22 protein-coding genes and 1 pseudogene are annotated in these 26,862 nt (G+C 39.5%); 17 read left to right on the plus strand and 6 right to left on the minus strand.

All coding sequences use genetic code 11. The annotated features are described in order from the left end of the window. Positions 1-190: 190 nt before the first annotated feature. Complete coding sequence (locus PTUN_RS19930; protein ID WP_009836920.1) at positions 191-2,416, plus strand: M4 family metallopeptidase; 2,226 nt, start codon at positions 191-193, stop codon at positions 2,414-2,416. Between the two features lie 243 nt (positions 2,417-2,659). Next, on the plus strand, positions 2,660-3,400 hold the full coding sequence (locus PTUN_RS19935; RefSeq protein ID WP_040643463.1) for a ferredoxin--NADP reductase: 741 nt from the start codon (positions 2,660-2,662) through the stop codon (positions 3,398-3,400). Between the two features lie 8 nt (positions 3,401-3,408). Here the strand turns inward: PTUN_RS19935 and PTUN_RS19940 are convergent, their stop codons facing one another. Next, positions 3,409-4,614, minus strand: coding sequence for an EAL domain-containing response regulator (locus tag PTUN_RS19940; protein WP_009836918.1), 1,206 nt, complete (start codon positions 4,612-4,614; stop codon positions 3,409-3,411). A 180-nt stretch (positions 4,615-4,794) separates the two neighbouring features. Here PTUN_RS19940 and PTUN_RS19945 point away from each other — a divergent pair, with 180 nt between their 5' ends. Further along, entirely contained in the window at positions 4,795-5,031 is a 237-nt protein-coding gene (locus tag PTUN_RS19945) for a TIGR02647 family protein (protein WP_009836917.1), read from the plus strand. A gap of 39 nt (positions 5,032-5,070) precedes the next feature. Here the strand turns inward: PTUN_RS19945 and PTUN_RS19950 are convergent, their stop codons facing one another. Beyond that, complete coding sequence (locus tag PTUN_RS19950; RefSeq protein WP_009836916.1) at positions 5,071-5,319, minus strand: VF530 family protein; 249 nt, start codon at positions 5,317-5,319, stop codon at positions 5,071-5,073. Positions 5,320-5,484: 165 nt separating this feature from the next. On the opposite strand from PTUN_RS19950, the gene PTUN_RS19955 reads away from it, so the two are divergent. Both PTUN_RS19955 and PTUN_RS19960 read left to right on the plus strand, forming a co-directional pair. Then, a complete protein-coding gene (locus PTUN_RS19955; RefSeq protein WP_009836915.1) occupies positions 5,485-5,754 on the plus strand; it encodes a hypothetical protein in 270 nt (89 codons plus the stop codon). 246 nt (positions 5,755-6,000) lie between these two features. Beyond that, positions 6,001-9,324, plus strand: a complete 3,324-nt coding sequence (locus PTUN_RS19960; RefSeq protein ID WP_009836914.1) for an NPCBM/NEW2 domain-containing protein — start codon at positions 6,001-6,003, stop codon at positions 9,322-9,324. A 114-nt stretch (positions 9,325-9,438) separates the two neighbouring features. Here PTUN_RS19960 and PTUN_RS19965 read toward each other — a convergent pair whose 3' ends face one another. Then, entirely contained in the window at positions 9,439-10,425 is a 987-nt protein-coding gene (locus PTUN_RS19965) for a hypothetical protein (RefSeq protein WP_009836913.1), read from the minus strand. A gap of 456 nt (positions 10,426-10,881) precedes the next feature. Here PTUN_RS19965 and PTUN_RS19970 point away from each other — a divergent pair, with 456 nt between their 5' ends. The 3 genes from PTUN_RS19970 (at position 10,882) to PTUN_RS19980 (ending at position 14,685) form a co-directional block, all read left to right on the plus strand. Continuing rightward, positions 10,882-12,351 (plus strand): serine hydrolase domain-containing protein, encoded by a 1,470-nt coding sequence (locus PTUN_RS19970; RefSeq protein ID WP_040643462.1) that lies wholly within the window; start codon positions 10,882-10,884, stop codon positions 12,349-12,351. A 666-nt stretch (positions 12,352-13,017) separates the two neighbouring features. Beyond that, positions 13,018-13,725, plus strand: a complete 708-nt coding sequence (locus PTUN_RS19975) for a hypothetical protein (protein ID WP_009836910.1) — start codon at positions 13,018-13,020, stop codon at positions 13,723-13,725. A gap of 27 nt (positions 13,726-13,752) precedes the next feature. Continuing rightward, a complete protein-coding gene (locus tag PTUN_RS19980; protein WP_069358428.1) occupies positions 13,753-14,685 on the plus strand; it encodes a hypothetical protein in 933 nt (310 codons plus the stop codon). Positions 14,686-14,984: 299 nt separating this feature from the next. Here the strand turns inward: PTUN_RS19980 and PTUN_RS19985 are convergent, their stop codons facing one another. Both PTUN_RS19985 and PTUN_RS19990 read right to left on the minus strand, forming a co-directional pair. After that, the gene (locus tag PTUN_RS19985; RefSeq protein ID WP_009836908.1) at positions 14,985-17,159 is read right to left on the minus strand and encodes a DUF6359 domain-containing protein; all 2,175 of its coding nucleotides are present in this window, start codon (positions 17,157-17,159) and stop codon (positions 14,985-14,987) included. A gap of 118 nt (positions 17,160-17,277) precedes the next feature. Next, positions 17,278-19,317: a bifunctional 2',3'-cyclic-nucleotide 2'-phosphodiesterase/3'-nucleotidase gene (locus PTUN_RS19990; RefSeq protein WP_009836907.1), complete on the minus strand. Its 2,040-nt coding sequence runs from the start codon at positions 19,315-19,317 to the stop codon at positions 17,278-17,280. A 631-nt stretch (positions 19,318-19,948) separates the two neighbouring features. Here PTUN_RS19990 and PTUN_RS19995 point away from each other — a divergent pair. The 9 genes and pseudogenes from PTUN_RS19995 to PTUN_RS22340 all read left to right on the plus strand — a co-directional run bounded on the left by PTUN_RS19995 (position 19,949) and on the right by PTUN_RS22340 (position 25,362). Then, on the plus strand, positions 19,949-20,812 hold the full coding sequence (locus tag PTUN_RS19995; RefSeq protein ID WP_040643461.1) for a BON domain-containing protein: 864 nt from the start codon (positions 19,949-19,951) through the stop codon (positions 20,810-20,812). A gap of 199 nt (positions 20,813-21,011) precedes the next feature. After that, positions 21,012-21,158 carry a lmo0937 family membrane protein gene (locus tag PTUN_RS21890; RefSeq protein WP_119081679.1) on the plus strand — a complete coding sequence of 49 codons (147 nt, stop codon included), beginning with the start codon at positions 21,012-21,014 and terminating at the stop codon, positions 21,156-21,158. Between the two features lie 35 nt (positions 21,159-21,193). After that, complete coding sequence (locus PTUN_RS20000; protein WP_009836904.1) at positions 21,194-21,610, plus strand: DUF4398 domain-containing protein; 417 nt, start codon at positions 21,194-21,196, stop codon at positions 21,608-21,610. Next, entirely contained in the window at positions 21,597-22,478 is an 882-nt protein-coding gene (locus PTUN_RS20005) for an OmpA family protein (RefSeq protein WP_009836903.1), read from the plus strand. Before PTUN_RS20000 ends, PTUN_RS20005 begins: the two co-directional genes overlap by 14 nt. A gap of 37 nt (positions 22,479-22,515) precedes the next feature. Further along, positions 22,516-22,716, plus strand: a complete 201-nt coding sequence (locus tag PTUN_RS20010) for a hypothetical protein (protein ID WP_009836902.1) — start codon at positions 22,516-22,518, stop codon at positions 22,714-22,716. Next, entirely contained in the window at positions 22,709-23,002 is a 294-nt protein-coding gene (locus tag PTUN_RS20015; protein WP_009836901.1) for a hypothetical protein, read from the plus strand. Before PTUN_RS20010 ends, PTUN_RS20015 begins: the two co-directional genes overlap by 8 nt. Before the next feature lie 138 nt (positions 23,003-23,140). Continuing rightward, the gene (locus PTUN_RS22615; RefSeq protein WP_232521795.1) at positions 23,141-23,341 is read left to right on the plus strand and encodes a hypothetical protein; all 201 of its coding nucleotides are present in this window, start codon (positions 23,141-23,143) and stop codon (positions 23,339-23,341) included. Between the two features lie 466 nt (positions 23,342-23,807). Next, positions 23,808-24,104: pseudogene (locus PTUN_RS20025) on the plus strand (ISAs1 family transposase); the annotation flags it as partial. 454 nt (positions 24,105-24,558) lie between these two features. Beyond that, positions 24,559-25,362 (plus strand): hypothetical protein, encoded by an 804-nt coding sequence (locus PTUN_RS22340; RefSeq protein WP_232521797.1) that lies wholly within the window; start codon positions 24,559-24,561, stop codon positions 25,360-25,362. A gap of 548 nt (positions 25,363-25,910) precedes the next feature. Here PTUN_RS22340 and PTUN_RS20035 read toward each other — a convergent pair. After that, the gene (locus PTUN_RS20035) at positions 25,911-26,768 is read right to left on the minus strand and encodes a hypothetical protein (protein ID WP_009836892.1); all 858 of its coding nucleotides are present in this window, start codon (positions 26,766-26,768) and stop codon (positions 25,911-25,913) included. Between the last annotated feature and the right edge of the window lie 94 nt (positions 26,769-26,862).

Here is a 26,862-nt window from a genome sequence, read left to right on the forward strand (position 1 = left end):
TTTTATTTTTCTTGATTATTACTACAAAACAGATTTTTACTCTTTAACCTTATGATTATACTTGTGATTTTTATTTATCTGGAAGAGGTAAAATTGTTAATGACATGTTTGTTAAATATTTGTTTCATATTCCCTGTTGGTGTTACAGTTACGTTCCCTTTAAAGGGTAATTACATAACAGGAATATCTCATGGTAAAAATAAATAAAATAACAACATTACTTTCTTTGATGCTTATGGGTCAAAGTTACGCTGCATTTGCCCAAGACATCACAATCACTGACAAAACAATCAATGAAAAAGGTGAAGTGACATTTTTAGCAGGTGAGCTCGGATTGGTTAATGCAGGTAAAACAATTACAGCAGTAAAACAAGTCATTGCATCTGAAGCAAGTTATGCTGCAAATGGTAATGAAGACTTTTCAATTAAAAGACAGTGGGTTGATGAGTTAGGAAAACTTCATACTCATTTAAATCAAACAATTAACGGCTTAAAAGTCTATGGTACAAGTTTGATTGCACACGCAACAGTACCTACAGCTTCGTCAACGGCGTCAGTTGCTAACGCTGGTTCACAACTTTTTGCATTAAGTGGCACACTTGCTGTCGCAGCGGAGCAGTCAGTATTATCATTGCAAAGCATGAGTCAGGTGCAAAGTACTGCACGCATTAATCAATTAGTAGCTGAAATGGGGGAAGTAACATCAAGTGCTGAGCTCGTTTATGTCTACTTACCACTGAGCAAAGAAACAAAACTTGCTTGGAAAATTGATGTTAAATATCAAGGGATAAACGGTTTTGAGCACGATAGTGTTTTCTTTGATTTTAGTACGTTAAGTGAGATTGCACGCCATGCTAAAGTGCATTCTGCTAAGCAATACAATACTTATACCCATAATAATCGTCCTTACAATGATAGCTCACAACGTCAGCTATTATGTTCAACGTCGCAATCGTGTGCTGATGCTGCGGCGCAGCGTGCGCATACTGGGGCTTCGGTTGTATATGATTATTATAAGAATAAGCATAACCGTAACGGAATTAACAATAGTGACTTGGTGATGAACTCAAACGTTCATGTTGGGAGTAACTGGAATAATGCAGTTTGGTACAATAACCAAATGTTTTACGGTGAAGGAGACGGCAGCCAATTCACTGATTTCACATTATCATTCGACATTATTGGTCACGAGCTGACTCATGGTGTGACTGAATATACAGCAGGCTTAATTTACCAAAATGCGTCAGGTGCATTAAATGAAGCCTGGTCTGATATTTTAGGTGTCTCAGCTGATGCCTATAAACGAGGTTCTTCACAACCAATTTGGAAGTTAGGCCAAGGCTCTTATACACCAGGTACGCCGGGCGATGGCTTACGTTATATGAATAATCCAACGCAAGATGGTTATTCAACAGATTATTATCCTGAGCGTATTCCGTTTACAAATAATCCAACAGATCAAAATGATCGTGGTGGTGTTCATGGTAATTCAGGCATTGCAAATTTAGCTTATACATTGTTAGTTGATGGTGGAAAACACCCTCGTAATAAAACCACAGCAACAGTACCTGCAATTGGATTAGCAAAAGCTGAAAAGATTTTTTATCGTGCTTTAACAACGTATTTTACACAATCTACCGACTTTGCTGCAGCAAGAACTGGCACAGCGCAAGCAGCGCAAGACTTATATGGCACAGCAGAAAAAACCGCGGTTGAAACGGCATGGTGCGCTGTTGGTGTCGGAAGTTGTCCAACAGGTGGTACAACTCCGCCACCAACCGGTACAACAGTATTAGTGAACGGTACGCCAAAAACTGGCTTATCAGCCGCAACGAATGCAGAGCTTTTATTTACTTTTGAAGTTCCTGCTGGCGCAACCAACATTAAAGTTGCAACGTCTGGCGGAACCGGTGATTCAGATTTATATGTAAAATTTGGCTCAGCAGCTAATGATGGCAGCTTCGATTGTCGTCCATATGAAAATGGTAATGCTGAAAGTTGTACATTAACCTCAACTGGTGGAACTTACTATGTTCGTTTAAAAGCTTATGCAGCGTTTTCTGGTGTAACATTAACAGGAAGTTATACTTCTGGTGGCACTGGCTCAGTACAACCTATTAGCGAAACGGTTAATAATGTTAGCGTTGCTCAAGGTGCTTGGACACGTTACACCTATGATTTACCTGCAGGTTACGCCAATATGACCATAGCTATATCTGGTGGTACAGGTGATGCAGACATGTATGTACGTTTTGGTGCGCAATCAACTACTAGTCAGTATGATTGTCGTCCATTTAAAAACGGTAATACAGAATCATGTAGCTTTTCAGCACCAAAAGCAGGTACTTGGTATATTGATTTAAGTGGCTACGCAACAGCGTCAGGTGTAACGCTAACATTAAAAGCAAATCCATAAGAGACCCTTTTAAGTTGTTACAATAATCAAGGATGGCCAAAGCCATCCTTTTTTTTATCAATGAAATAGGTAATTAAACAAAGTATTTAGTTAAACCCAATTCTGGATAAGCGATTTACCAACATATTAGCTATAAGTTAAATATCTAAGTTATGCATCTCTAGCCATAGAGTTTTATTATCGGTATTCAGCTTAGCTAGGTTCGTCTATGATTAATTTTAAGTAATTAAAATGGAGTGGATCATGGCGAATTGGAAAACGGCAACAGTAAAAGAAATTGTTTGGTGGAATAAACGGCTATTTAGTTTAATTGTGCAAGCTCAGATTGAGCCTTTTAAAGCGGGGCAATTTACTAAATTGGCATTAGTAAATGAAGGGAATCGGATTGCGCGTGCTTATTCCTTTGTGAATCCTCCAAGTCATGCAGATTTAGAGTTTTATCTTATTAATGTCGAAGATGGGTTATTAAGCCCACCATTAGGTCAACTTAAAGCGGGAGATCAGTTACAAATTGCCAGTCAAGCCAGTGGTTTTTTTACTCTTGATGAAGTACCAGCAGCAGAGCAGCTGTGGTTACTTGCTACTGGTACTGCAATTGGTCCATTTTTATCGATTTTGCAAAATGAAGAGGTATGGGACAAGTTTAAAACAATTCATTTAGTGCATGGCGTACGTAAAAAAGAAGATTTAAGTTATCGAGATTTGATTAACCAGCTTATGGAGCGTCATAGCCAATTAAAGTATGTAAGTTTACTCAGCCAAGAAAAAAACTTAGATGGCTTAAATGGCCGTATAACAACTGCTCTAGAGCAGAAATCGCTAGAACAGTACTTTGCGGTTCAAGCAACACCCAATAATAGTCAATTTATGATTTGTGGCAACCCTGCCATGGTCAAAGAAAGTTGCCAAATCCTGCTAAACCAAGGTTTTAGGCGAAATAGGCGAAGTGAGCCTGGGCAAATAACGGTGGAACAATATTGGTAAGCGTTTGGTTAAGATAAAACATGGCTGACCCAGTTTTGATGCCATGTGATGAGTTCTTTGCACGGCTTTGGTCGGCAAATTAAATAGCCTTGTAAGAGTACTTCAAGTTTAAAATGTCTTTGTAAATATTCCAATTCATTAAAGTTTTCAATGCCTTCAGCAACCAATGTGAAATGTTGCTCTATCGCTATTTGAGCTAGGGAATTGACCACAACTTGCGAAAAATTATCGATATGAATGTCTCGAATAAGACTTCGGTCTATTTTTATTTCGGTAAAGGGTAAGGTTCTAAGCTGGGTTAAATTGGTAAAGCCAGTGCCAAAATCATCTAAAGAGATTGAATAACCACGCATTCTTAAACGATTGAGGGTTTCAAGTTGTGCATTAGATTTAAGGGCATATTCTTCAGTTATTTCAAGAATGATATTTTTTGCCTCTATTGCATGTTGCTCCCTCAGTGCATCAATTTTTTCGGGAATTAAAAAGTCCGTTAATTGATTTGGCGAAATATTAATTGCCATTTTTAGATCGGGCCCAAAACTGTTACTTAAACTTTTGAAATCGGCCATCGCTTTATTAAACAGTTGAAACGAAAATGCATCGGTTAGATTGTATTTTTCGGCAGTAGGGATAAACATACTAGGCTGAATTACTTGATTAGTGTTATCTGAGCTGATCCGTGCTAATACCTCGACACTATAAACTTTATTATCTAAGTTGCTAATTTTTGGTTGGTAGTAAGGAAGTAAGCGGCCATTTTTTATAGCATTAATCAAATCAGATTCAGTCATTTGATTAATAATATTTTCTTTTTTTGTCACAAAATCGTTTAATTTCACCAACAGCATTTTTAACTTATGTTGCTCAATAGGTTTTGGAATATTACCAATTAAATGGCAATTATTTTCTTTTGCCAATTCTGACGCTAAAGAAATAACTTTTGGGTCCATTTCTGAAACAATAATAACACCACCATTAAACTGACTTTTCCCAAGGTGGCGAATGAACTCCATACCATCCATTTTTGGCATATTAAGATCAGTAAAAACAGCTGCATAAAAATGAATATTAGATTGGATTTTTTTTAGCGCCGCTTCGGCATTGGTGAAGGTATCAATATATTTAAAACCAAGCTGGCTTAATTGTGCATGTAAAATAAGGAGTAATGCAGGAGAGTCATCGATAAGTACGATTGGTTTTTTTATAATTTCCATATTGAAACCTTACAAAATTAAGTCCACTTTATAGAATTCTAGTATTGCAAAACTTTTTTGCTAACAGAATTTGAAGTTAAATTAATTTTTTAAGTACTTGAGAGCAATTTTTAACTTTTATTTTGGATTCAAAAGGTCTACCTTATAAGCAACAATAAGAATGGATTAGGCGCTAGTAATATGTTATTTAATAAAAAAATGGTTGATGAATTAAATTTAATTTTAACTTTTCCAGACAATAGCATGATGCAAGGAATTAAGGTGCATGCTGATGCAGAGCCTTGCGTAATTGAAGCAGCACAACGCCTTTTTGCAAAAGGCATTATTGATAAAGCCGATGGTGGTTATTTAACTGATTTAGGGTTAGATTTGGCTGAACATGCGCAAGTATTAAAATTAGCGCTCAGTGAAAAATAGCAGTAATTAGCTAAAATAAATGCTCAGCTTGTTGAGCATTTATTTTTTAAGCGTTGGCCAAACAAATGTTGATTGGCAGCGATCTAAATAAAGCTGTTCAACAGCGGTCCGCGCCCAAGGTGTTTTGCGTAAAAATTTTAAGCTTGATTTAACGCTTGGATCATTGCGAAAACAATTAATGTTCACTTCTTTTGCCATTTCTGCCCAGCCAATTTGTTGCTCTAACGTAGAAACAATTTTTTCTAGGGTAATGCCGTGTAATGGGTTGTTTGCTTGTGTTTGACTCATGAATATGTGTTCTTCAGTAACTAAAGTTTAATTGTACCATCGCTCGGTTAATAAATGAATGAACAGCTAATAGCACTTTCATGCTGTTGCAATTTAAATGTACTTTTGTTGTCACAGTTCACGCTTACTCTAAGGCTGATTTTAAACTTCGGGTTGAGTAAACAAATGAAAATTGCATTTTTAAGCCTATCAGTACTGAGTTTTAATTTAGTTCATGCTGCGCAAACGGACTCTTCTACTGTTTTAGCTCCTGTTGAACCAATATTTGTCACTGAGTTCAGATCTGACTTGCAAGTGAGTTTAGCTCAATTACATTCATCGATTGCTGATGACCTCAAACGTTATGAATTTAAGGCCCCAACTTTTACCACTTTAGCAAAACCAGCAGACATTAATGAAAGTGAAAAAGCGCAGCTATTAGTTGCCAAAAATTAGCAGTAGCTAAAAACGAATCTGTTTTGTTTTAGCTAATCATCATTTAAAAATCTTCATTACTTGGGCTGAACACACAATGGTCTGATCTGTGAGTGTTTGGCCTCATTCTTTTGACTCTGACCCTGAGTCTGTGCACTATTAGTTCGTTCCAATTAAAGCTAACGTCTTATTTTTTATAGTCCAATATTGCTATAGGATCTGAAACGAATAAAAATTAATAATTACTCTGAGCTGGTTAGGTCATCTATGAATCATTTTTTATTGCGAAAAAGCACCCTGATGCTGGCGCTTTTACCCGCTGTGTATAGTGTTTGCGTTCAAGCAAAACCTTTGGGTCAAATCCATGCAATTACCCAACAAAAAAATCAATTTGATCTTCAAACCAAAGATAAAGAGCGAGTTCAAATCGATTTTTTGCGTGATGACATTGTTAGAATTTGGGCAGGACAAGAAAAGTTACTTCCTGTAAACAATAAAGCCGCTTCTATTGTAGTACAAAGTGACTTTGGTCAACTAGCTGTTAAACAATCAGATTTTTCTGATTATACCTTACTTTCCACGTCTAAAATGGCATTGAGAGTCTATCATCAGCCATTACGTTTTGAGTTATATCGTCCCGATAATAAAACGGCCATTTGGCAAGAAGTCAAACCAATCGAGTTAACCGAAAAATCAAGTTACCAAACACTGACCACCCATAAGAATGAGTACTTTATGGGGGGCGGCCAGCAAAATGGTTCGATTCAGTTTAAAGGTGACATCCTTGATATTTCCTACTCAGGTGGTTGGGAAGAAGGCGACAGACCCAGTCCTGCGCCATTTTATATGAGCAGTGAAGGTTATGGGGTACTGCGCAATACGTGGAGCAATGGCCAATATGATTTTCGCTCTGATGAATACCTAACTGCAGAGCATCAAGAAAATCGTTTTGATGCCTATTATTTTGTAGGTGACACTATTGCTGATGTACTGGATGCATACACTGATGTCTCAGGTAAAGCACCGCTTATTCCGCGTTGGGCGTTTGAATACGGTGACGCCGATTGTTATAACGATGGCGATAATGTGAAAAAGCCAGGCACAGTGCCCGATGGTTGGAGCGATGGCCCAACAGGCACCACACCTGACGTAATTGAGTCGGTAGCAAAAAAATACCGTGAATACGATATGCCAGGTGGTTGGATTTTACCTAATGATGGCTATGGCTGTGGTTACACTAACTTACCTGAAGTGGTCGCAGGCTTGAAAGCGCTTGGTTTTCGCACCGGCCTTTGGACAGAAGATGGAGTTGATAAAATTGCGTGGGAAGTCGGCGAAGCGGGTAGCCGTGCGCAAAAACTCGATGTTGCATGGACAGGTGAAGGCTATCAATTTGCACTCGATGCCAATCAAAGTGCGGCGCAGGGGATTTTAGATAATTCTGATTCACGGCCATTTTTGTGGACTGTGATGGGCTGGGCAGGTATTCAACGTTATGCGGTAACCTGGACGGGCGATCAATCGGGTAGCTGGGATTACATCCGCTGGCATGTCTCGACCTTAATTGGTTCGGGATTATCGGGGCAGGTTTATGCAACGGGCGATGTTGATGGTATTTTTGGCGGCAGCCCAGAAACCTATATGCGTGATTTACAATGGAAAGCCTTTACGCCGGTATTAATGGGGATGTCGGGTTGGTCAAAAGCGGCGCGTAAACATCCGTGGTGGTTTGACGAACCGTATCGCTCGATAAACCGCAAATACCTTAAGCTTAAAATGCGCTTAACCCCGTATATGTACACCTTAGCCCATCAGGCAGAACAAAGCGCAGCCCCGATTGTGCGCGGTTTGATGTGGGACCATCCTAATGATCCTCATGCGTTTAGCGAACAATATAAAAATCAGTTTTTTTTGGGTGAAAACTTATTGGTTGCGCCAGTTTTTCGTTCGCAAGCCGGTAGCAATGGCTGGCGTGAAGATGTTTACTTACCGCAAGGGCAGTGGATTGACTATTGGGATGGCACGGTTACTGACGCCCCTAAAGAAGGGCTAGAAATGGATTACCCAGTCACGCTGGATAAACTGCCAATTTTAGTCAAAGCGGGGGCCATTTTGCCTATGTATCCAGAAGCTTTATATGATGGTCAAGTAGCAAAAGATACCTTAACACTCGACATCTACCCATTTGGTCAGTCATCGTTCGAAATTTATGAAGATGATGGTAATACCCGCCAGTATCAACAAGGGGCGTTTAGTAAACAGCTGATTAAGGTGGCTGCACCTCAAAATAAAGCGGGTGATATCACGGTCAACATTGGCGCTGTTCAAGGGCAATACCAAGGCATGGAAACTGAGCGGGTCTATCAGTTACAACTGCATACCCGTGTCTTGCCAGACAACGTTGAATTAGACGGCAAGCCCCTAACACAGGTTTCCACGCAAACGGCCTTTGAACAAGGTCAAAATGTCTGGTTTTACGATGCACAGACCCAATTTGGAGTGGTGCATGTTAAGACAAAAAAAGTGGCCGTTAATCAGCAGTATAACGTGACACTTCGAGTGAACGATGGGTTAACACTTGCTGCAACACCGGCTTATCCAGCGATGCCAGATTACGGCAACGCGATTTCGGCCGATAGCTTACTGATTTTAAATCGCCCATTAGAAGAGCCGGGTCACCCAATGGAAAATGCCTTTGATAATAACCCTGATACTTGGTTTAGAACCATTCGCGATCAAAGCTTAAAAACAGGGCCTCATGAGTTTGTTTTGGCCTTGGGCGAGCGCCGTATGATTGAAGGTTTTGAAATTGCGCCGCGAAATGACAAACATTGGAAATACTCACAAGTGAAAGACTTTGAAGTGTATTTAAGTGATGTCAACGGCAAATGGGGCGAGCCTATTGCAACGGGTAGTTTAGCCCGTGTACAAGAAAGCCAAAAAGTTACCTTTGATGCCAAACCGGGCAGCTTATTACGTTTTAGAATCGTCAGCACCCACGACCAAGGCACCTTTGTCACGGCCAATAAAGATAACAAACCAAGTGGTGAGGCATTTAACGCCTTTATTCCGATGCAAGTCACCCCGATTGCGATTGGTGAATTTAAACTGCTTGAACAACCGCTACCAAAACGTGAAAAACAACGGGTGTATTTATCTGCAGCTTCATGGGATACCGCAACAACCGAGAGTAAAAAAGGCGTGCAAAAAGACACGGCTTGGCATCCAAGTAAAACCAATTCAATGAAAATGAATGGCCTGGTTTTTAACAAAGGGCTTGGGGTCGATGGTGCAAGCCAAATTGATTATACCCTGTCAGGCCACTGGCAAACCTTTAGAGCCGATGTTGGGATTGATGATAGCTGCGAAGCTGGTGCTAAAGTGAACTTTCAAGTCTATGCAGATAACACACTGCTATTTGATAGTGGTGAAATTACCCCGCCAGCAGTGGTCAAACCTGAACTTGATATTCGCGGCGTGAAACTGCTAAGCCTTCGAACCTACAGCCAAGAGCCTAAAGAGCAGGTAACATGTGCCAACTGGGCTAATGCGCAGGTAATTGGTTTTAAAGGTGATAAAGTCGGGCAGTAAATCAGCTGATTGAATATATAAAAAGCCCTTGTTCAACACTGAGCAAGGGCTTTTTTAGCTAAAACAGCGAACTAATCGTTTTGCACCATAACGGTTATTAAAGATGCGCAGTGTTTAGTACTCTGAATACCTGGGTTTAATAAAAGGCGCACAAATCGATACTATTTCAAGCTCTGTTAACACGGTATCACCAAAAGTTAGTTGCAGTTGGTCACCACATAACAATTGCCGTTGTTCTGGCGTAATCGCGATTTTCAGTGCAACAAGTTGCGGTTCAAAACAGTGAATAAGCTCAGCTTGATAAGTGTCTTTGTGCTGTGTTGCTTTAATTTTACCAAGCAGGGGCAGCACTCCTGGTGCATTAGCAAAGCGGACAATATGCATGAGTTGGCCATAGGGGATCTTTATTGCTTGATCATCAAATATTGAGGTCGGCTCAAGTAAACAAGATGGCGTATTTTTGCTTGGACCATTAAGTACTTCAGTAATATTCGCCGTGATAGGCTTCTCGTTTAACGTTAACGTTACAGCTAAACCGGTATTAAAATGGGCAGGAATGACCGCTTCATTGAGAATTTGAATCATAATTTCTCGTTCTGTTGGCACGCCACTTTCGTTTTTATCAAACCAGCGAATAATCGCTTTTTCATCGCTAGCAATTAAAGCAATATAGCCAAACTCAAATAAAGGCTGGGTGATAGGCAGATCAAAACGCACGCGATAGCGTTTAGTCACGTTACTATCACGCCAAAGCTGATTGAAGTTCACTTGTTGAAAAGCGATGTCTGATTGATTAGCGTGTTTGGTAAGTGTAGGTAACAAGGCTAAAAATTGCTGCCGCTGCCATGTATTGATTGACCACAGCCTGATACATTGATTTATCACTATAAAGCTCATAACCAGTGCCGCTAACTGAGTTAAAAAAGGCAAACTTTGGCTTAATTCAATGAAAAAGCATGTGTAAACCAGCAGCAAAAATACACTGATATCAATTAACCAAAAACCACTGGGTTTTTGTAGATGTTTGCGCGTGATATTCAGCATTCGCTCACTATTAGCATGGCGCGCTATTTCGGGATAATGTTTAAGCGATAAAAACATACAACATCCTGTTATATAATGGTATTTCTATAATAACAGGGTAGTTTAAATAGCAAAAGTGTTTTTATTAAAGGTAAAAACGAGTGCTTACTAAGGGAGAAACGATACTCAGCACTGTAGTCGCTTTCATTTAGTTAGATTAATCATCAGCACCAAAGGAAGATATACTGTAGTTATTGAGAGGCTAAATAACATGCTGGGGACTCGGTAAATTTAATCTACAGTTGATCGATTGTTTATCCATAAACAATGCTGGAGCATCCTTTTAAAGTTAAAACGAAAAAATAAACAAGACCAACAGGTTGCTCTTCAATTCACACGGCCCATCTCCACAACACTAACCTATTGCATTGGTTAAATATATTGATAAGATGCGCTTTTCTTTAGCAATAAAAATTATAAAAAAAGCGCATTCAATTATAGCTTGTGGTATGCGAAACAAGGATTAAAACACCTATGTATAAAAAGATAACCTCGATAATTACTCTCCTTATTTTGCTGGCCTCAATGGGATTGTTAACATCTATGTCATCTGTATTTGCCGATGAAATAGATGATTATCTCCTCGATTTGATGGATAAAAAGAACATCCCTGGCTTACAATTGGCGATTGTTAAAGATAATAAAATTGTAAAAACCGGTGCTTATGGCCTCTCAAATATACAAGATGGCGTCAGTGTAAAACCATATACGCCATTTCCGATATTTTCAATGACCAAAGCCTTTACCGGTGTCGCAATAATGCAACTCGCAGCACAAGGAAAATTAAGTCCTTCAGATAAAATATCAAAGCATTTAGACAACTTGCCAAAAGCGTGGCAGTCGTTAACAATTCGACAATTACTCAGCCACACCTCAGGCCTTCCAAAAATACTTAATGGCCATGGCGTCGATTTAATTGCCAACGGTCAACCAGAGCCAGCATGGCAAGAAGTGCAAACTCTTCCGATGCGTTATGAAACTAATACTCGTTTTGAATATAACCAAACGGGTTATATTTTACTGGGCAAAATTATCGACAAATTATCTGGACAGCCATTTGTTGACTTTATTCAGCAAAATCAGCTTAAGAAAGTAAACATGCCAATTACCCTAGCTGCGGGATTTGCTCATACTCAAGCGGTCGTTCCGCATCAAGCCCGTCCGTATTACTCAAACGGCAAAGGCATACTAGATACACTGCAAATCAACTTCGACCCCTTTTTTAGAACGGCGGCAGGGATGAGTGCAACTGCGACAGAGCTTGCACAATACGCCATTGCTCTTGAGCAGGAAAAACTGCTTGATAAGAAATACCTAAAAGAGCTTTGGACTCCTACTCGTTTAAATAATGGTAAAACCGCGGGGTTTAGTGAATTAGAAAACGGCTATGCACTTGGTTGGCAAACCATTTTACGAGAACAACATCCAGCGGTTAGTGCCAGTGGCGGGGATTCCAATTCTACGGTGATTTATCCTGAAGATAACTTAGCCATCATTGTATTAACCAATAAATTGGGTAGTTTACCGATTTTTTTTATTGATGAAATTGCTGGCTTTTACTTTCCAGAAATGAGGGCTGAAAACGGTTGGGGATTATCAAAAGACTTATTCAAGCTTTTCCAAGGAATGAAAACACATGGCTTTGAGCAAGCAATTGCTCTTGCTGAAAAAATGAGATCAAACGCCCAATTTGAGGTGCAAGAAATTAACCTTTTGGGCTATCAATATGTCACTAATGGGAAACTCGACAAAGCCTTGGAAATTTTCAAATTAAATGTTTATTTATTCCCAGAAAACGCTAATGCCTATGATAGTTTAGGTGAAACCTACGCATCACTAGGCAAAATAGGTGAAGCCATCAAAAACTATCAAAAAGTACTTGAACTGTTGCCAAATAATCAAAATGCAGTTAATCAGCTGAAGAAATTAAAAACTTTATTATAGATAAAGGCCGAGAGAATCAGGGGTTGTTTTTCTCCTTTTGCTTTAAAAAGCAAAAATCTAGACCTGATCTTTATTCAGAAAGTAGCCCAAGTTTTCCGAAGCAGTTGTATTGACTAAAATATCAACCGTATTGGAGAAACTCATGGTGAAGTTATAGGGGGAATTGATTACCTTGGAATTTAAAAGCTAGATGAAGGTCATCTGATGGCCCTAAACTGTGATGATTTAACCACTATATAACGTAAAAAGGGCCTTTGGGCCCTTAGTTCATTTAACCATTCGAATTAATCAAGCAAGGTTAACTTAGTGACATTAAGTAAACCTGCATGGCTCATATAATTATTTTTAATGCCTTCAACACGCAATCGTTTATCCAAAAAACCTAATTACTCCCATATTACCATGAAAAATCAATTGGATATTGCTAAGTGTTATAGAATCCGAACAGTTCCTATCAGTGTTTACAGACATATGTAAAATTGATTAATGATGACGCACTTTATAAATAACACTTAAATTTTCTTATATAACAAACAGTTCATACTTTTTGCATTGAAAGTGCTTGCAGATATAGAAAACTAAACTAGAGTTTTTGTACCTTTTATCGATCCGAAAAGGTTCAAAAAGGTGTTCAAATTAATTTTTCACTTATTTTAAGGAATTACAATGAGTACTACAATTTGGAACGATGGACGTAGCATTGCACTAACAAAAGGTGATACTGCAACTTGTGAAGCACTCAAAGCAGGGCAGTTATATGCTATTTTTTTGTATAATGCATCGGGAGAGGATCAAGATATTCCGGTGAATGTTAACATTGGCAACGGCTTTCCACCTAAAACAGTGACAGTGCCTGGAACTACCGGAAATAAAGGTATTGCAGCATTAGCTTTGGTATCTGGCACTGATACTCAGACCGTATCTATCTCTATTTCTAATCAACAGTCTTCTGGTAAAGTTGATGCGTGGATCGGCAGTGTAGGGATGCCGACAAACACATCGGGTATTGAAAACATGCAATTACCCTTTAATGGTGAAACTCACTCATATGGTACGCGCGATAGGTATTATGCTGTACCTGAAAGTCGTTGGTATCAACTGAGCGTTAGAAGTCCTCAGACTCAGTTTATTTCAGTTCAGTTCACTGAAAATAAAGCAAAAGTATTTATTAACAACCCTGTCGGTGATCCTGCGAACGTAATTATTCCAACAGGTACAGTGGCGTTAGGTGCTAACTATGAGGTGATTAAGCCACAAGGTGTACCACAAGTCATAACTTATCAAGATCAAGGTAATGGCCAACAAAAAGTGTGGATGAACGCGGATAGTCAGCAAAACTCTTCTGATTCAACCATCGCGGCTCAGTATCTCTAAATAGTTAAGAGTTACGGTGACCTAAAAATGGCGATAACAAGCCAGTTAGTACCGCTGGTCTCGTCATTGCCCAGAAGGCGTTTCTTACGTTCATCAGTAGGGATCGCTTGTCTGGGCGTATTACATCTAGTGTCGCCCTCATCGGCTCATGCCACTCCAGTTTCTGGTTCCTACATCAATTGGGATGATGGTAGGTTAATTCAATTGGAAGAAGGGCAAACAGCGATTTGTACATCACTGGTTTATGGGCAAATGTATTGCTTAGTCGTTTACAACGTATCTCAACACGACAGAAATATTGAACTGAAGGCAACTTGGAGCAATCAACAATCCCCAGCGACACTTATCGTTCCCGGTACAACGGCAAATGAAGGGAATGCTTCTTTGATTCTCGTATCTGGTAATGATACTTCAACCATTTCTATCGCTATCACTCAAGGCAATGGTGGCAAACTTGAATGTTGGTTGGTCAGCACCAGTATGCCAACAAATTTACAAGGGTTAAATAGTAAAGAACTAGCTGCAGATGGTGCTAATTACCAGATGCCTAAAGAGCTAATTTACCACTCGGTGATGAATAGTGGCTGGTACCAACTGACAGTCATTAATAAACAAACTCAATCCGTTGTTATTCAGATGTCACAACAACAGTTGATCATTTTTGTGGTTAATCCCATTGCACAGCCAAATATCAACCTTTTGGCGCTTGGAACAGTGCAAGAAGGGAAGCAGTATTTACTGCAAATGCCAATATCGGGTGAACAACCTCAGCGCACAAACGCACTTATTCAGGGAAAAGGTGAGCAACTGATTTGGTTTGGTACATCAAGTCAACAAGACTTGGAAAATACCATTATTTCATTACAGTCTTTGTATTTGCCAAACAGTGACGTTCCAGTTATTGTGCCTACGACGACACAAAATGGGCTTATTTGTCGACCGATAGAGCAATCACAATAGAAACATAGTGGATTCGAACATATTGGGGTTGTGACTTTCTTTTTGCCTTTTGCTTTAAAGCAAAAATCTAGACCCGATCGATATTTATTATGAAAGTAGCCCAAGTTTTTCGAAGCAGTTGTATTGACTAAAATATCAACCGTATTGGAGAAACTCATGGTGAAGTTATAGGGCGAATTGATTACCTTGGAAATTAAAATCTAAATGAAGGCCAGCTTATGGTTCTATAGCACGATGATTTAACCACTATATAACGTAAAAAAGGGCCTGTTGGCCCTTAGTTCATTTAACCATTCGAATTAATCAAGCAAGGTTAACTTAGTGACATTAAGTAAACCTGCATGGCTCATATAATTATTTTTAATGCCTTCAACACGCAATCGTTTACCTAATAAATTTGGGTTTAACTGTGGGCTAAATGCATCACGTTGTGATGATCCAAGCTTAATATAAAGCGTAGCAGAACCATTATTGTCGTCGCCAAGCGCTAACGCATACTGACCATTGATAGCTGATGTAATAATACCTGCTACCACGACCGGTTGGCCATTATTCAGTGCTAGAACATCACTAACAGACAAGTCACCACTTGGATTTGGCTGTGTTGTATCACTGCTTACCACTTCAATAGAATTGACTTGACGCACGCCCGGCGCACTCATGTAGTTGTCACGAACACCTTTAATTATTAACTGCGCATCTAAAATTGATGGGTTTAGCGCGGGGCTAAATTCATTACGTTGCGACAGCTCTAGTTTTACATTAATGGTAAAACTTGCATCGTTAATATCTTCAAGTACTAAGGCATAAATATCATTGAGCGCAGATTTAACGCGTCCAGTTAATTCAATCGTTTCACCTTGTGCAGTGGCTAAAGCTTGCGTTACAGACAGTGCCGTTGGCGCTATTTGAATATCACTCACATAACGAATACCCGGCGCACCCAAGTAGCTGTTACGTTTACCCGTTACAATGATGTTTTGATTTAAAATACTTGGATTTAATTGCGGGTTAAAGTTATTGCGTTGTGCGCTTTCTAGCTTCACATATATGTGGCTTGCAGGATTATTTAAATCAGTTAAATCAAGCCCATAAATGCCATTTACCGCAGCAGTTACTTTACCAATTACAACCAATGGAGTGCCTTGAGACGCGGCTAAAGCTTGCGTTACAGAAACAGTATTGCCAGGTGTAGGGTCCGGATCTGGGTTAGTTTGTCCATCGCCAAATGGAGCATTAAACGAGTTATTTTTATAGGTGTCGGTATTCCATGAATTATAGCCACTCGCTGGGCTTCCCCAAGGTTGACCATTGTTAGGATCAGTAAATTCTTGAACAGCCATAGGTGTCGGTGTTGCGACACCGCTAATGCGGCCATTCGTGCCGTCAAAATACTGATAGCTTTCAGGAGTTGCTAGCCAGTTAATAATATTGACCGCAAGCACCGCTGCATTGCCTGAGTCAGTCCAACCAGGGTAAGTTTTTTTAGTGTTACCGTTATCTTGACGACGATATTTAGGTGTAGCATCTTCAATCGGCGATGAGTCACCGATAAATGCAGCCTTACCAGCACCGGATTTTGCAATCGCCGCATAAGGGCCTTCAGCCGCACCACCAAAGTACAAACCTTGATCTTTTGCGTGATTCCATTTTACCGGATTATCTGAGCTTGCAAAATAGACTAAGCCTTTTGCTTTTGTAGGATCAACTACTGCTAAGGTCGCGCCGGCAGCCATTAAAATTGGCTTTACACCTTGTGTGATGCCTTCGGTTTTATTGCTGGCAACAACACCACTTACGCCTTGTTTGTAATCAACAGCGTTAAAACGAAATCGAATCCCAAAGTTTTCAACAAGCCAACCTTCATTGGCATTTTTAGGATTACGCCAGTCACCGTAGGCTCCACCAATATTGTATTTGCTTAAGTCTGAACGGTTGTAGCCGTTAAACACTTCAGTTGCATCCCAGGTGTTTAAATTACGGTCAGCATCATAATGATCAGCTATAAAGAAGATACCTTTACCGCTAGCAACAAACTGCTCAAGCGCTGCTTGCTCGCTTAGCGTAAATGGGCGATTTGTTTCAGCTAATACTAATACATCGGCTTCTTTAATCGCGTTATAGGTAATGATTGCTTCATTTTGAGTTGTGCCGTTAATGCGATCATCAAAAAAGCGGATACGACCATCGTTATTTAAGTCAACGCCACGATATTCTTTTACCGTATAACCTTGTTGCACCAAGGCATCGGCAAAATCAGAAAATGCACCATCAATTACCCAATCTGCATTGCCTTCCACACCACCGTGCGATACATCAAAGTAAACTGTTTTACCATTATTATTACTAACAGCGGGTTGTTTTACTGGTGCAACATTATCCCAACTATATGGCTCAGCGGCAAACGCTGAACCACTGGCAATGCTTGCACCTAAAAGCAAGGCGATCGCGCTATTTCTATAGATAAATTTCATTTTTTAGTTCCCTTCATTGTGTTGAAATCCCTATCACTTTGCGTGGCAAAGACTACAGCTAGGGTTAATATTAAACAGCCCCAAAATGGGGCTGCTTTTATATGCTCATAAGCACAAGTTACTGCGGTTGAGTTAAATCAAGCTGATATATTGCAAAGCCAGCTTCATTTATTTTAGAGGTAGGTAAAATGTGGCTAAACTGCTCACTGTAGGCTTTTGCATCATCTGTATTTGCACTGGTAAAGTGAATTTGTACATTAGCAACGGGTGCAAATGACCAGTTCATATCAGCTGCAGGATTTAAGCCTTGGCCGTTGTTTTTGCTACTTTGGTATGTAATGTAATCAGCTACGACCTGACGGTTTTCATCTGGCGAATCAACGACAATCTTATCTGCAGTAATTGCTGGGAAGTTACCGCCACCAGACGCCCGATAATTATTCGTTGCTACCAAAAATTGCTGTTCAGCACTGACAGCTTGTCCTTGATACTTTAGTGCCACGATACGTTGGCCATCAGAGACTTTCTCTCCTTTGGCGTTGTATCTTGCAGGTTGAGTCACATCTACTTGATATGTCACACCATCAAGTACGTCAAAATTGTAAGAAGGGAAATCGGGATTAATCAGCATTTGAACGTCAGTATTGTTGGTATCAATTTGCATAAATTGACCGGCAGACATTTCAAGCCACTCTTTAACTTGTGAACCGTTAAGTTTCAATACTTTCAATACATTAGGGTAAATATATAGATCAGCTACATTACGATACGCAATATCACCGATAGCAATAGATGTGTAGTCATCTGCACCACCGCGGCCGGCTCTAAATGGGGCACCTGCCGAAAGAATGGGTAATCCATCAAGTTCAGTACCCTTAACAATTTTTTGCGTGTACCACGTTTGTGCATCAGTGACTATTTGAATTGATGGGTCATCATTAACTAAGGCAAAATAGCTGTTTACTGGGCTGGTGATTTTAGCAAATGGTGCATTGACCCAGTCACGTGTTTCTTGGTGGGCTTGTATCACAGCAGATTCAACCTGTGCATCGTTTTCTACTGTAGCGGTTGTCACGCGATTTTCATCTGTTGTGTAAATTGGCTGTAATGATGATTGGCTATCGCTGACCTGCCAGCTGCCGGCTTTATATTCAAGCGTTAAGTCAATCACACCTAAATGGTTACCCCAAAAACCAGGCATAACAGCTGCTACGCCATTAATGGTGCCTTTTTCTACATTTACACCGTGCTCAGTGAATCCTTCAAAGCTTGCACTTGGGAAATTTGCATGTGAATGTCCAAACATGATGGCATCAATACCCTCAACCTCAGACAAGTAGTAGCTGGCATTTTCAGCCATTGGTTTTTTAGCACTAACTTCTAAACCAGAATGCGGAATAGCGACGATTAAGTCAGCCCCTTCTTTTTTCATTTTTGGGACGTATAGATTGGCCATCTCAACAATATCTTTGGCAATAGCTTTACCTTCAAGATTTGCTTTATCCCACTGCATAATTTGTGGTGGCACAAACCCTATAAAACCAACTTTAATGGTATGCACTTTACCGTTTGTATCTTTAAATTCTTTTTCTTGGATCACATAAGGAGCAAACAAAGGCTCATCATTGCTGGCATCAGCATCACCATCATATTTGAATACATTAGCCGAAATATATGGAAAGTTAGCATCATCAATTGCTTCATTTAAAAACTCTAAACCAAAGTTAAACTCATGGTTACCAATGTTAGCAACATCATAATTAAGCGTATTCATTGCCGCATAAACAGGGTGCACTTCACCATCAGCTAAGTTTTTTACCTTAGCCATATAATCACCAAGCGGACTACCTTGAATTAAGTCACCGTTATCAACCAATAGTGAGTTAGCAGCTTCATCACGTGCTTGACGAATTAATGCGGCCGTTTTTACTAAACCCACTTTATCATCTTGTTTGTCAGCAAAGTAATTGAAGTTCAACAAGTTAGCGTGTAAGTCAGTTGTTTCTAACAAACGAACGGCTATTTTTGTTCCTTCAGTCACGCCTTGCTCTTTTGGCACCTCAACTTGTTTAGCTGGTTTTTTGTCTGAATCTGAACAGCCAGCAAATAATGCGCTTGAGCCACACAATATTGCCAAAGGTAATAACTTTATTTTCATAATCCTTGCTCTTTGTTTTATTTAAAATAGAGCGACTACTATAGAGGTCAAAAAAGACAATTAGGCTAATTATTGATGGCAAATTGATGCCAGAATTATGACTTTTTAGGTACTTGTTATTTGTTTAATTACGCACAATCTATATTCAGACTTCATCGTAGATTTATTTTGGTTCATTAACGCGCTAGACAGACAAAGATATTTTAAAAACCAATCGTACTAAAAAGGCCAATAAAATTAGTTAGTTGGTTTTCTTAATCTTGATTTAGCTCTAATGCCAATTCAGTTTTAGCCAGTGTTTACACTCCTTTTTATCAATTACCAAAGCTGTGATTGCGTTTTTAGCTAGCCCAATTTTTATAGCTTAGATATTGGCATTCTCAGTATTAAAACATCAGCGGCTAACGAGCTTATTGACTGCAAATTTTATAGCAGTGGGTTGCGAAACTTTCATGTGAGGTACTGCTCTTTATTTAAAGTTTAAGTGTGCCAACGTACCGATATTAACAAATGCGTTTATTAAAATACGTAATAACGTAGCGGCAATTTCGTCGTTTACTAGGCACGACTTTTGTCATTAGCACTTCGCTAATGAATCGTTTTGCTGTGATCTTCTCTGAGGAAGGAACTTATGAGTATTAAATCAAGAAAATTAATAATGGTGAGTATTATTGGTGCATTATATTTTCCAACAACACAACTCAGCGCTGCTGAGTTAACCCCAGTTGCAAACATGAACAGTGTGAGACAGGAAATGCAAATTTGGACTACGTATCAAATTAGCCCTTTTCTTAGAGGAAGTGATATTTCGGTCTTTGTTAAAGATGGCAAAGTAACACTCAAAGGCACGGTAACAGAAGATGTAAATAAGGAATTAGCTAAAGCCATTGCAGCTGGTGTTAAGGGCGTGAATTCTGTTGATAACCAAATTGAAGTAGACAAAAATTATAAGAATGCAAAACCTTCTCAAGAGCGAAGTTATGCTGCGATTGTTGACGATGCTGGTATTACTACGGCGATAAAATCTAAATTGCTATGGAGTAAATTCTCTGATGTTGTAACGATAAATGTGGATACCTATCAGGGAAAAGTAACTCTTAGTGGCGATGTATCAAACCAAGCAAGTATCAATTCCATGACAGCTATGGCTAAAAATACCCAGGGTGTTTTATCTGTAGATAGCCGGCTGATGATTGCCGATGCGCCAATGGATAAAGAGACAAATAAATATAAAGAAGATGAAGAAAAAGAAGATGAAAATGAAGAAAAAGAAGGCACCTTGTTAGCTGACAGCTGGATAACTACTAAGGTTAAATCAACCTACATGTATTCGTCTAATGTTGATAGTGACGATATATCTGTCAGTACACTTGATGGCGTTGTTTTACTTGAAGGCAAAGTCAAAAGTGGTTCAGAGCGAGCTTTGGCCATTGAGTTGGCAAAAAATATTCGTGGTGTAAAAAGTGTCACATCGAGCAAACTATTGCTTTTGTAGCTAAGTGAACGCACCCAGCTTTAATGTTTCCAACAATAGCAACTACGCAAAGCCGCTACCCGTTAATACTAGGATGCGGCTTTTTTACCAAATAATTAGCACAAATTTATTTTTCTGCCAATGCTCGCAAGCGCACATACAAGCACCTACTTTGCACCCAATATAGTTTACATTACTCATGTCTAATCTGGAGATTATCATGCTTGAGACAATTGCCATTGTACTCATTATTTTGTGGCTCTTAGGCTTAATTACGTCTTATTCAATGGGTGGATTTATTCATATCCTAATGGTCATCGCCATCGTTGTAATTCTAGTGCGAGTTATTAGAGGGAAGCGGCTTTAACTTATTTTGTCATGGTATCTAACAAGGAATTTTCTATGAAATTATCAATAAATAAGGCCATCAATGATGGCCGAGTTAAGTCAATTCGACTTATCGCCACTATAGGCTGCGGGTTACTGCTCACTGTAGGATGCGCAAGCAACCAGAGAGTTTCTACCGAATCTTTATTAGCTGCGGAGCAAGCAATTGACAATGCAGAACGAGCAAGAGTGAGCCAATATGCAGCCGCAGAGCTTATGCAGGCGAGAGAGATTCTTGGCCTTGCCAAAGTGGCGCTTACCAAAAAAGATTTGATAAACGCTAACCGTTTAGCGCAGCAATCACAAGTCACGGCTCAACTGGCATTTGCTCATGCTGAACTTATCAAAGCTGAGCAAATTAATACTGAAATAAAGCAGAGCATTGAACAATTGAAACAAGAAATGCAACGTAATCGAGATGCTAACTTATGAAAATATATACTCACATAAAACCGTTATTGATTGCCTCAAGCGGCCTGTTAATCATTTCGTGTACAACTATGCCGCCAAAATACACCGGGCAGATCCCGTTCGAGCGCGACTCAATTCACTGGAAGGTAACCAAAATCTTGCCAACATGGCTCCGATGGCTGTCAGAGATGCACGTACCGCGGTATTTAATGCAGAACAACCAAGCAAGGATCCTGAACTTGCCGATCACTTAGTATTCATTGCTGAACGTAAAGTTGATATTGCACAAGCAGAGTCACAACGACGGTATTTAGAACAACAGCGCAGTGAATTTATCGCTGAGCGTGACAATATGCAATTAGAGGCGCGTATCAAAGAGTCTGAATTAGCTAAATTATCAGCAACTCAAGCGAAAGACGAAGCCGCTCAAGCGCAGCAAAATCTATATTATGCAAAACAAGAAACCGCAGGTGCCAAACAGAAAGTTAAGGATATACAACATCAACTTGACCAACTCGATGCGCGTAATTCCGCACGCGGGTCGGTGATCACCCTTGGTGATGTATTATTTGATTTTAACAAGTCTGATATTAAGCCTGCCGCGATTTCACATCTGGCAAAACTTGCGACATTTTTAAATACCAACATCGACCGTAATATCACAATTGAAGGACATACCGATAATATCGGCAGTAAAAAATTCAATTTATTATTATCTCAGCGCCGAGCTGATTCTATAAAGGACTACCTCATTGGCCAAGGCGTTGCGCGTGGGCGCATACAAACCTCAGGAAAAGGGATATCACTTCCCGTAATTGATAATACGACCGCCGACCACAGGGAACAAAATAGGCGGGTAGAAGTGATTATTAGCGAGCCTGTGACTTAAAGCGGCTTAATTGATCTTTAAATGATTCGTTAAAACTTTGAGCACCGACGCGAGTGGCCTGTTGAGCGGTTTAAGCTTCTATTTATACCCAACGAATGAAGTATTTGACATCGATATTGCCGCGTATGCAGTGATGTCGAATCAGCAAAATGCCGGGAGCATTTTACAACAGCGAAGCTGGTCGACAGATGTAAGGCAGGAGCCTGAAATATTACCACTTGGTGCTGAGAGTGGATAGAAGTTGGGCATTAAATTGGTCAAAAGAGGAGGTGATTGAGCGCTGGTATCAGTTGTATAACCGCACAGTTTTGGTTGACCGCTACAGAAAAGGTGAGCAGCTTGATAAAGCATACATGTATAGCGTCGATAAAACAGTGGAAGTGTGGCGAAATCGACTTTACGACATCAGTTGGTACATGCGCAATCTAAATGAATTTATAGCTAGAGAAGCGAATAAAGAAGATAACTGCACAGGCCGATTTTATTCGCTGCCATCCATGGCGCTCACCCTTCGGGCTGCCTAGGGGCATTAAAATTCATTCCAGATGAATTTTTGGGAGGGCGATCCCTTTTAAATTAAGAGTAATCGCAAGCGCTATTAGACGAGCAAGCAGTACTCAGTAGCATGATGTACGTTGATTTAAACCCCCATCAGAGCCAAAATGGCTACAAACCTGCATAACAGCGACTTTACATCGATTCAAAAACGTATTGGGTATTATAAAAAACAGTCTACGTTAGAAAACACCGAACAAGTTACTCAGCAACCCAAGCAACTTAGGGCGTTTGGCAGTAATGCAAACAACCAAACCATTCCCTTTAAGTTACTGGGTTCTTTTCTACTGACAGCTAGAACTCGCTGATTGGAGCGGGCGTCACATTGACCCAAAAAAGCGTGGTGCTATCAGCAAAACCCAACCCAAGATATTAGTTGAGCTAGGGATTGAAACTGCGGTCTGGCTTGAAACTTTACAAAACTTCAGGCGGCAATATAGCAATTTCGCAGGCCAACAAAATACGCTTAGACAATGCGCCCATCAACATCAACAAAGTTGGTATCGCGGGGTCGGTTAACTCGCAGTTTTAACCTTCATACAAGCAAACTAGGTATCCGCCTAATTTTGTAATGCCTGAAAATCGGACAATTCTTATAGCTCAAGCCAATTTATGCGCATCATCAGTTTTGATGGTGAAAATTCCCTAAATCAATTACTTCCACACTGAAGCCATTTAGCACATCAGTACATTTGATGGCGATTTTCAAGTTGCTATTTGATGCAAGTTATTTAAAATCAAAGATATATTTTTGTCTGTCTTATATTTTGTTTTAGAACGAGTATAGACACTCATTATTACCTGACATCAGTCACAGATAACGCGCTAATTAGTAAAGCGATTAGGCACCATTGGTTGATATAAAACCAACAACACTGGATATTGGATGTCGTGTTTAAAGATGATGCATCTCAAATTTACGATCCGTTAAGTGCACAACATATGGCGTTATTTCGTCGAGTGGTTAGAAACATGGTAAAACAGCATACGAAAAGTAATAGTTCAATAAGAAGTAAGTGCGTAAGAGCTTGTTATGACGATGCTTTTAGAGAGGAATTGTTGTTCGGTTAACATCGTTAATAAAGTGTGCTCGCGCCCTGTCTTTGAAATAGATATTGTATTGTTTATTAATACAAATTATTTTAAATCAACGAGATATCTATGAGTGGCATATATTGGCTTTTTCAGAAAGCCACATGAACAGATGTTAACGAACAAAAAGAATAAACGATTTATTTTGTATTTTTTACAAGATAAAAACCGCTCATGCTTGCAAAGTGGGTCGTGTCCATATATGTCAGATATTTCTATTCTAGAGATTGGATAAACGTGATTTAATCTTTAATGAAATTGGTACAAGACAGCAATATGTTATCTGTGCTCCATCTTAATTTCGCTACAAAAAACTCGCTTCGGCGAGTTTTTTGTTCATTATTTACTTCACTTTACTTTACTTTATGCAATACACTTATTTTAAGCTATTTAAATGGATTAAATAGTGTTGCGTTTTTTAAAAGGAACCTTTATGAAGTATTTCATTCTACTCACTATCATTTCAAATATATTTATATCAACTTACACACAAGCTTCTCAACCAACAACTGCAATTTATTGTGATTACTGTAGTGCCCAAGGTAAGGAAGTTAATGCCTTAAGTTCAGCATTTATGAATGGTCAAAAAATTTGGGTAATAGACCAGCAAGGTACTGATTTTATTATCGAAGAGTACCGTGCTGTTCAGCAATCCTCTGGCGATATTAGTCAAGTAGATGACTTTTATGTTGAATTGATTTCTACGCACCATAAAAGTTCAGCGCTATCTAAAGCAGTCAGTAATGCCATTATTGCCATGCGTAATGCGATGATTAGCATAGACGAAAGCATATCCCATATACAATTACCAGCAGATGATGAGTTTCAAAGTGCTTTTCAAATTGCCAGTTTTCATAAACAGTTTTCTGGTCAAATGAGTGATAGGATTATGAATGATTCTCATATCAAACAACAATTTGATATTATTGATGCGCAAATGCAGCAATTGCAAGCCAACTTATCTATATCATTACCATTTATTGGTACCTCCTTAAACTTATCAAGTCAAATAAGGGTTATGTTCAATGATGGCACATCGGCAGAAATGACCGTAGATAGCGACTTTACGTCGATTCAAAAACGTATTGGGTATTATAAAAAACAGTCTACGTTAGAAAACACCGAACAAGTTACTCAGCAACCCAAGCAACTTATGGCGTTTGGCAGTAATGCAAACAACCAAACCATTCCCTTTAAGTTACTGGGTTCTTTTCTACTCACAGCTAGAACTCGCTGATTGGAGCGGGCGTCACATTGACCCAAAAAAGCGTGGTGCTATCAGCAAAACCCAACCCAAGATATTAGTTGAGCTAGGGATTGAAACTGCGGTCTGGCTTGAAACTTTACAAAACTTCAGGCGGCAATATAGCAATTTCGCAGGCCAACAAAATACGCTTAGACAATGCGCCCATCAACATCAACAAAGTTGGTATCGCGGGGTCGGTTAACTATCACATTTACCTGTTTTTGCGGGTAAACAAGGCACAGCCTAGTTTTATCATGCCCAAAAATCCGATATTTCATGCCAATTTATGCTCACCAGTGGTTTTGATGTAAAAAGCCGCAATATAAATTTCTCTCAAGCAGCCTTTATTTAAATCCATTACTCCCTTTGATATCGATTTTGTGTTTTTTTAATACAAACTATTTAAAATCAACAAGATATTTATGAATGTCGGATATTTTTTGCAAACAAAGAAACCCCTGTGCAAGGCAGGGGTTTTGCGGATAGCTCTATATTTAACTTATAGCAGCTATGAAATAATGCTGATAGTCAGACGCTTACTAGAAATTTCTTAGTTTTGTAATTACGCCTTCTATCTCCGAAAATTTATCAGCATAGTATCGCCTTTCGGCTAGTTCCTTGTCAATTTCCCACTCTTCCATATCTTGGGCAATCCAAGGGTTGTTGGTGTGCCCAAGAGTAACCGCGGCTTGTATGTTGCCGTGCGGGTCGACTAATTGGCACGCTTCTTCATAATATTGGTCATAAGGAGAGGTAATCATGTCGCAATTTTCTCTCAGCGGTAAATCAGCTTGTTTCTTTGCCGTTAATAGTGACTCAAGACGATTAGCAAGTAGGTTAGCTCTGGCGCGCACGGCGTTTTGAGTGATAAATCCCTGCAGGTGTCGTTCAACATAGATAGACAGGTTTAACGATGCCGCCAAAGCAAGCGTGTCGGCCATGTAATAATATTTATCGTTAAATTGGCTATTCAGCGCATGATGAGTAATGAGGCCGTCTGAGTCAGTTAATAAACTCCCCAGGACTGCAATATCAGGGGTTCCATTTGCTGCGGTATCGTTGAAATACTGCATACTCAATTGGATAGACTCTAGCTCTGCAAAGTATTCAAATTCGGCGGTATCCACCAGTTCAATGCGAACTCTGTCCTGAATTGCTTGTAAACTTTCCTGGCTGAGATTGACATAACTTGGGGCTGAAGAGCCAAAAATAGCATCAATAAGAAGAGAGGATAATTGCCCTCCCGCAAAACTGATAAATTTGTCCTTTGCTTTGTCTAATATCTGCTCACCAAACGAAGCTGCATCATTTTCTTCGCCAGCAAATGCACTTCCAGAACTAAAGCTTAACGTTAATCCGAAGCAAATCGCAATAGGTAGTTTTTTAAATAGCATCATTTTTTCCTTAAAGTTTAATACAAGTGTTTATCCTGAGAATATTCATATCTGAACTATTTATGGGTACAAATGTAACCTACCTGACTTTTTATGT

This window comes from Pseudoalteromonas tunicata, from assembly GCF_002310815.1.
Taxonomy (GTDB): domain Bacteria; phylum Pseudomonadota; class Gammaproteobacteria; order Enterobacterales; family Alteromonadaceae; genus Pseudoalteromonas; species Pseudoalteromonas tunicata.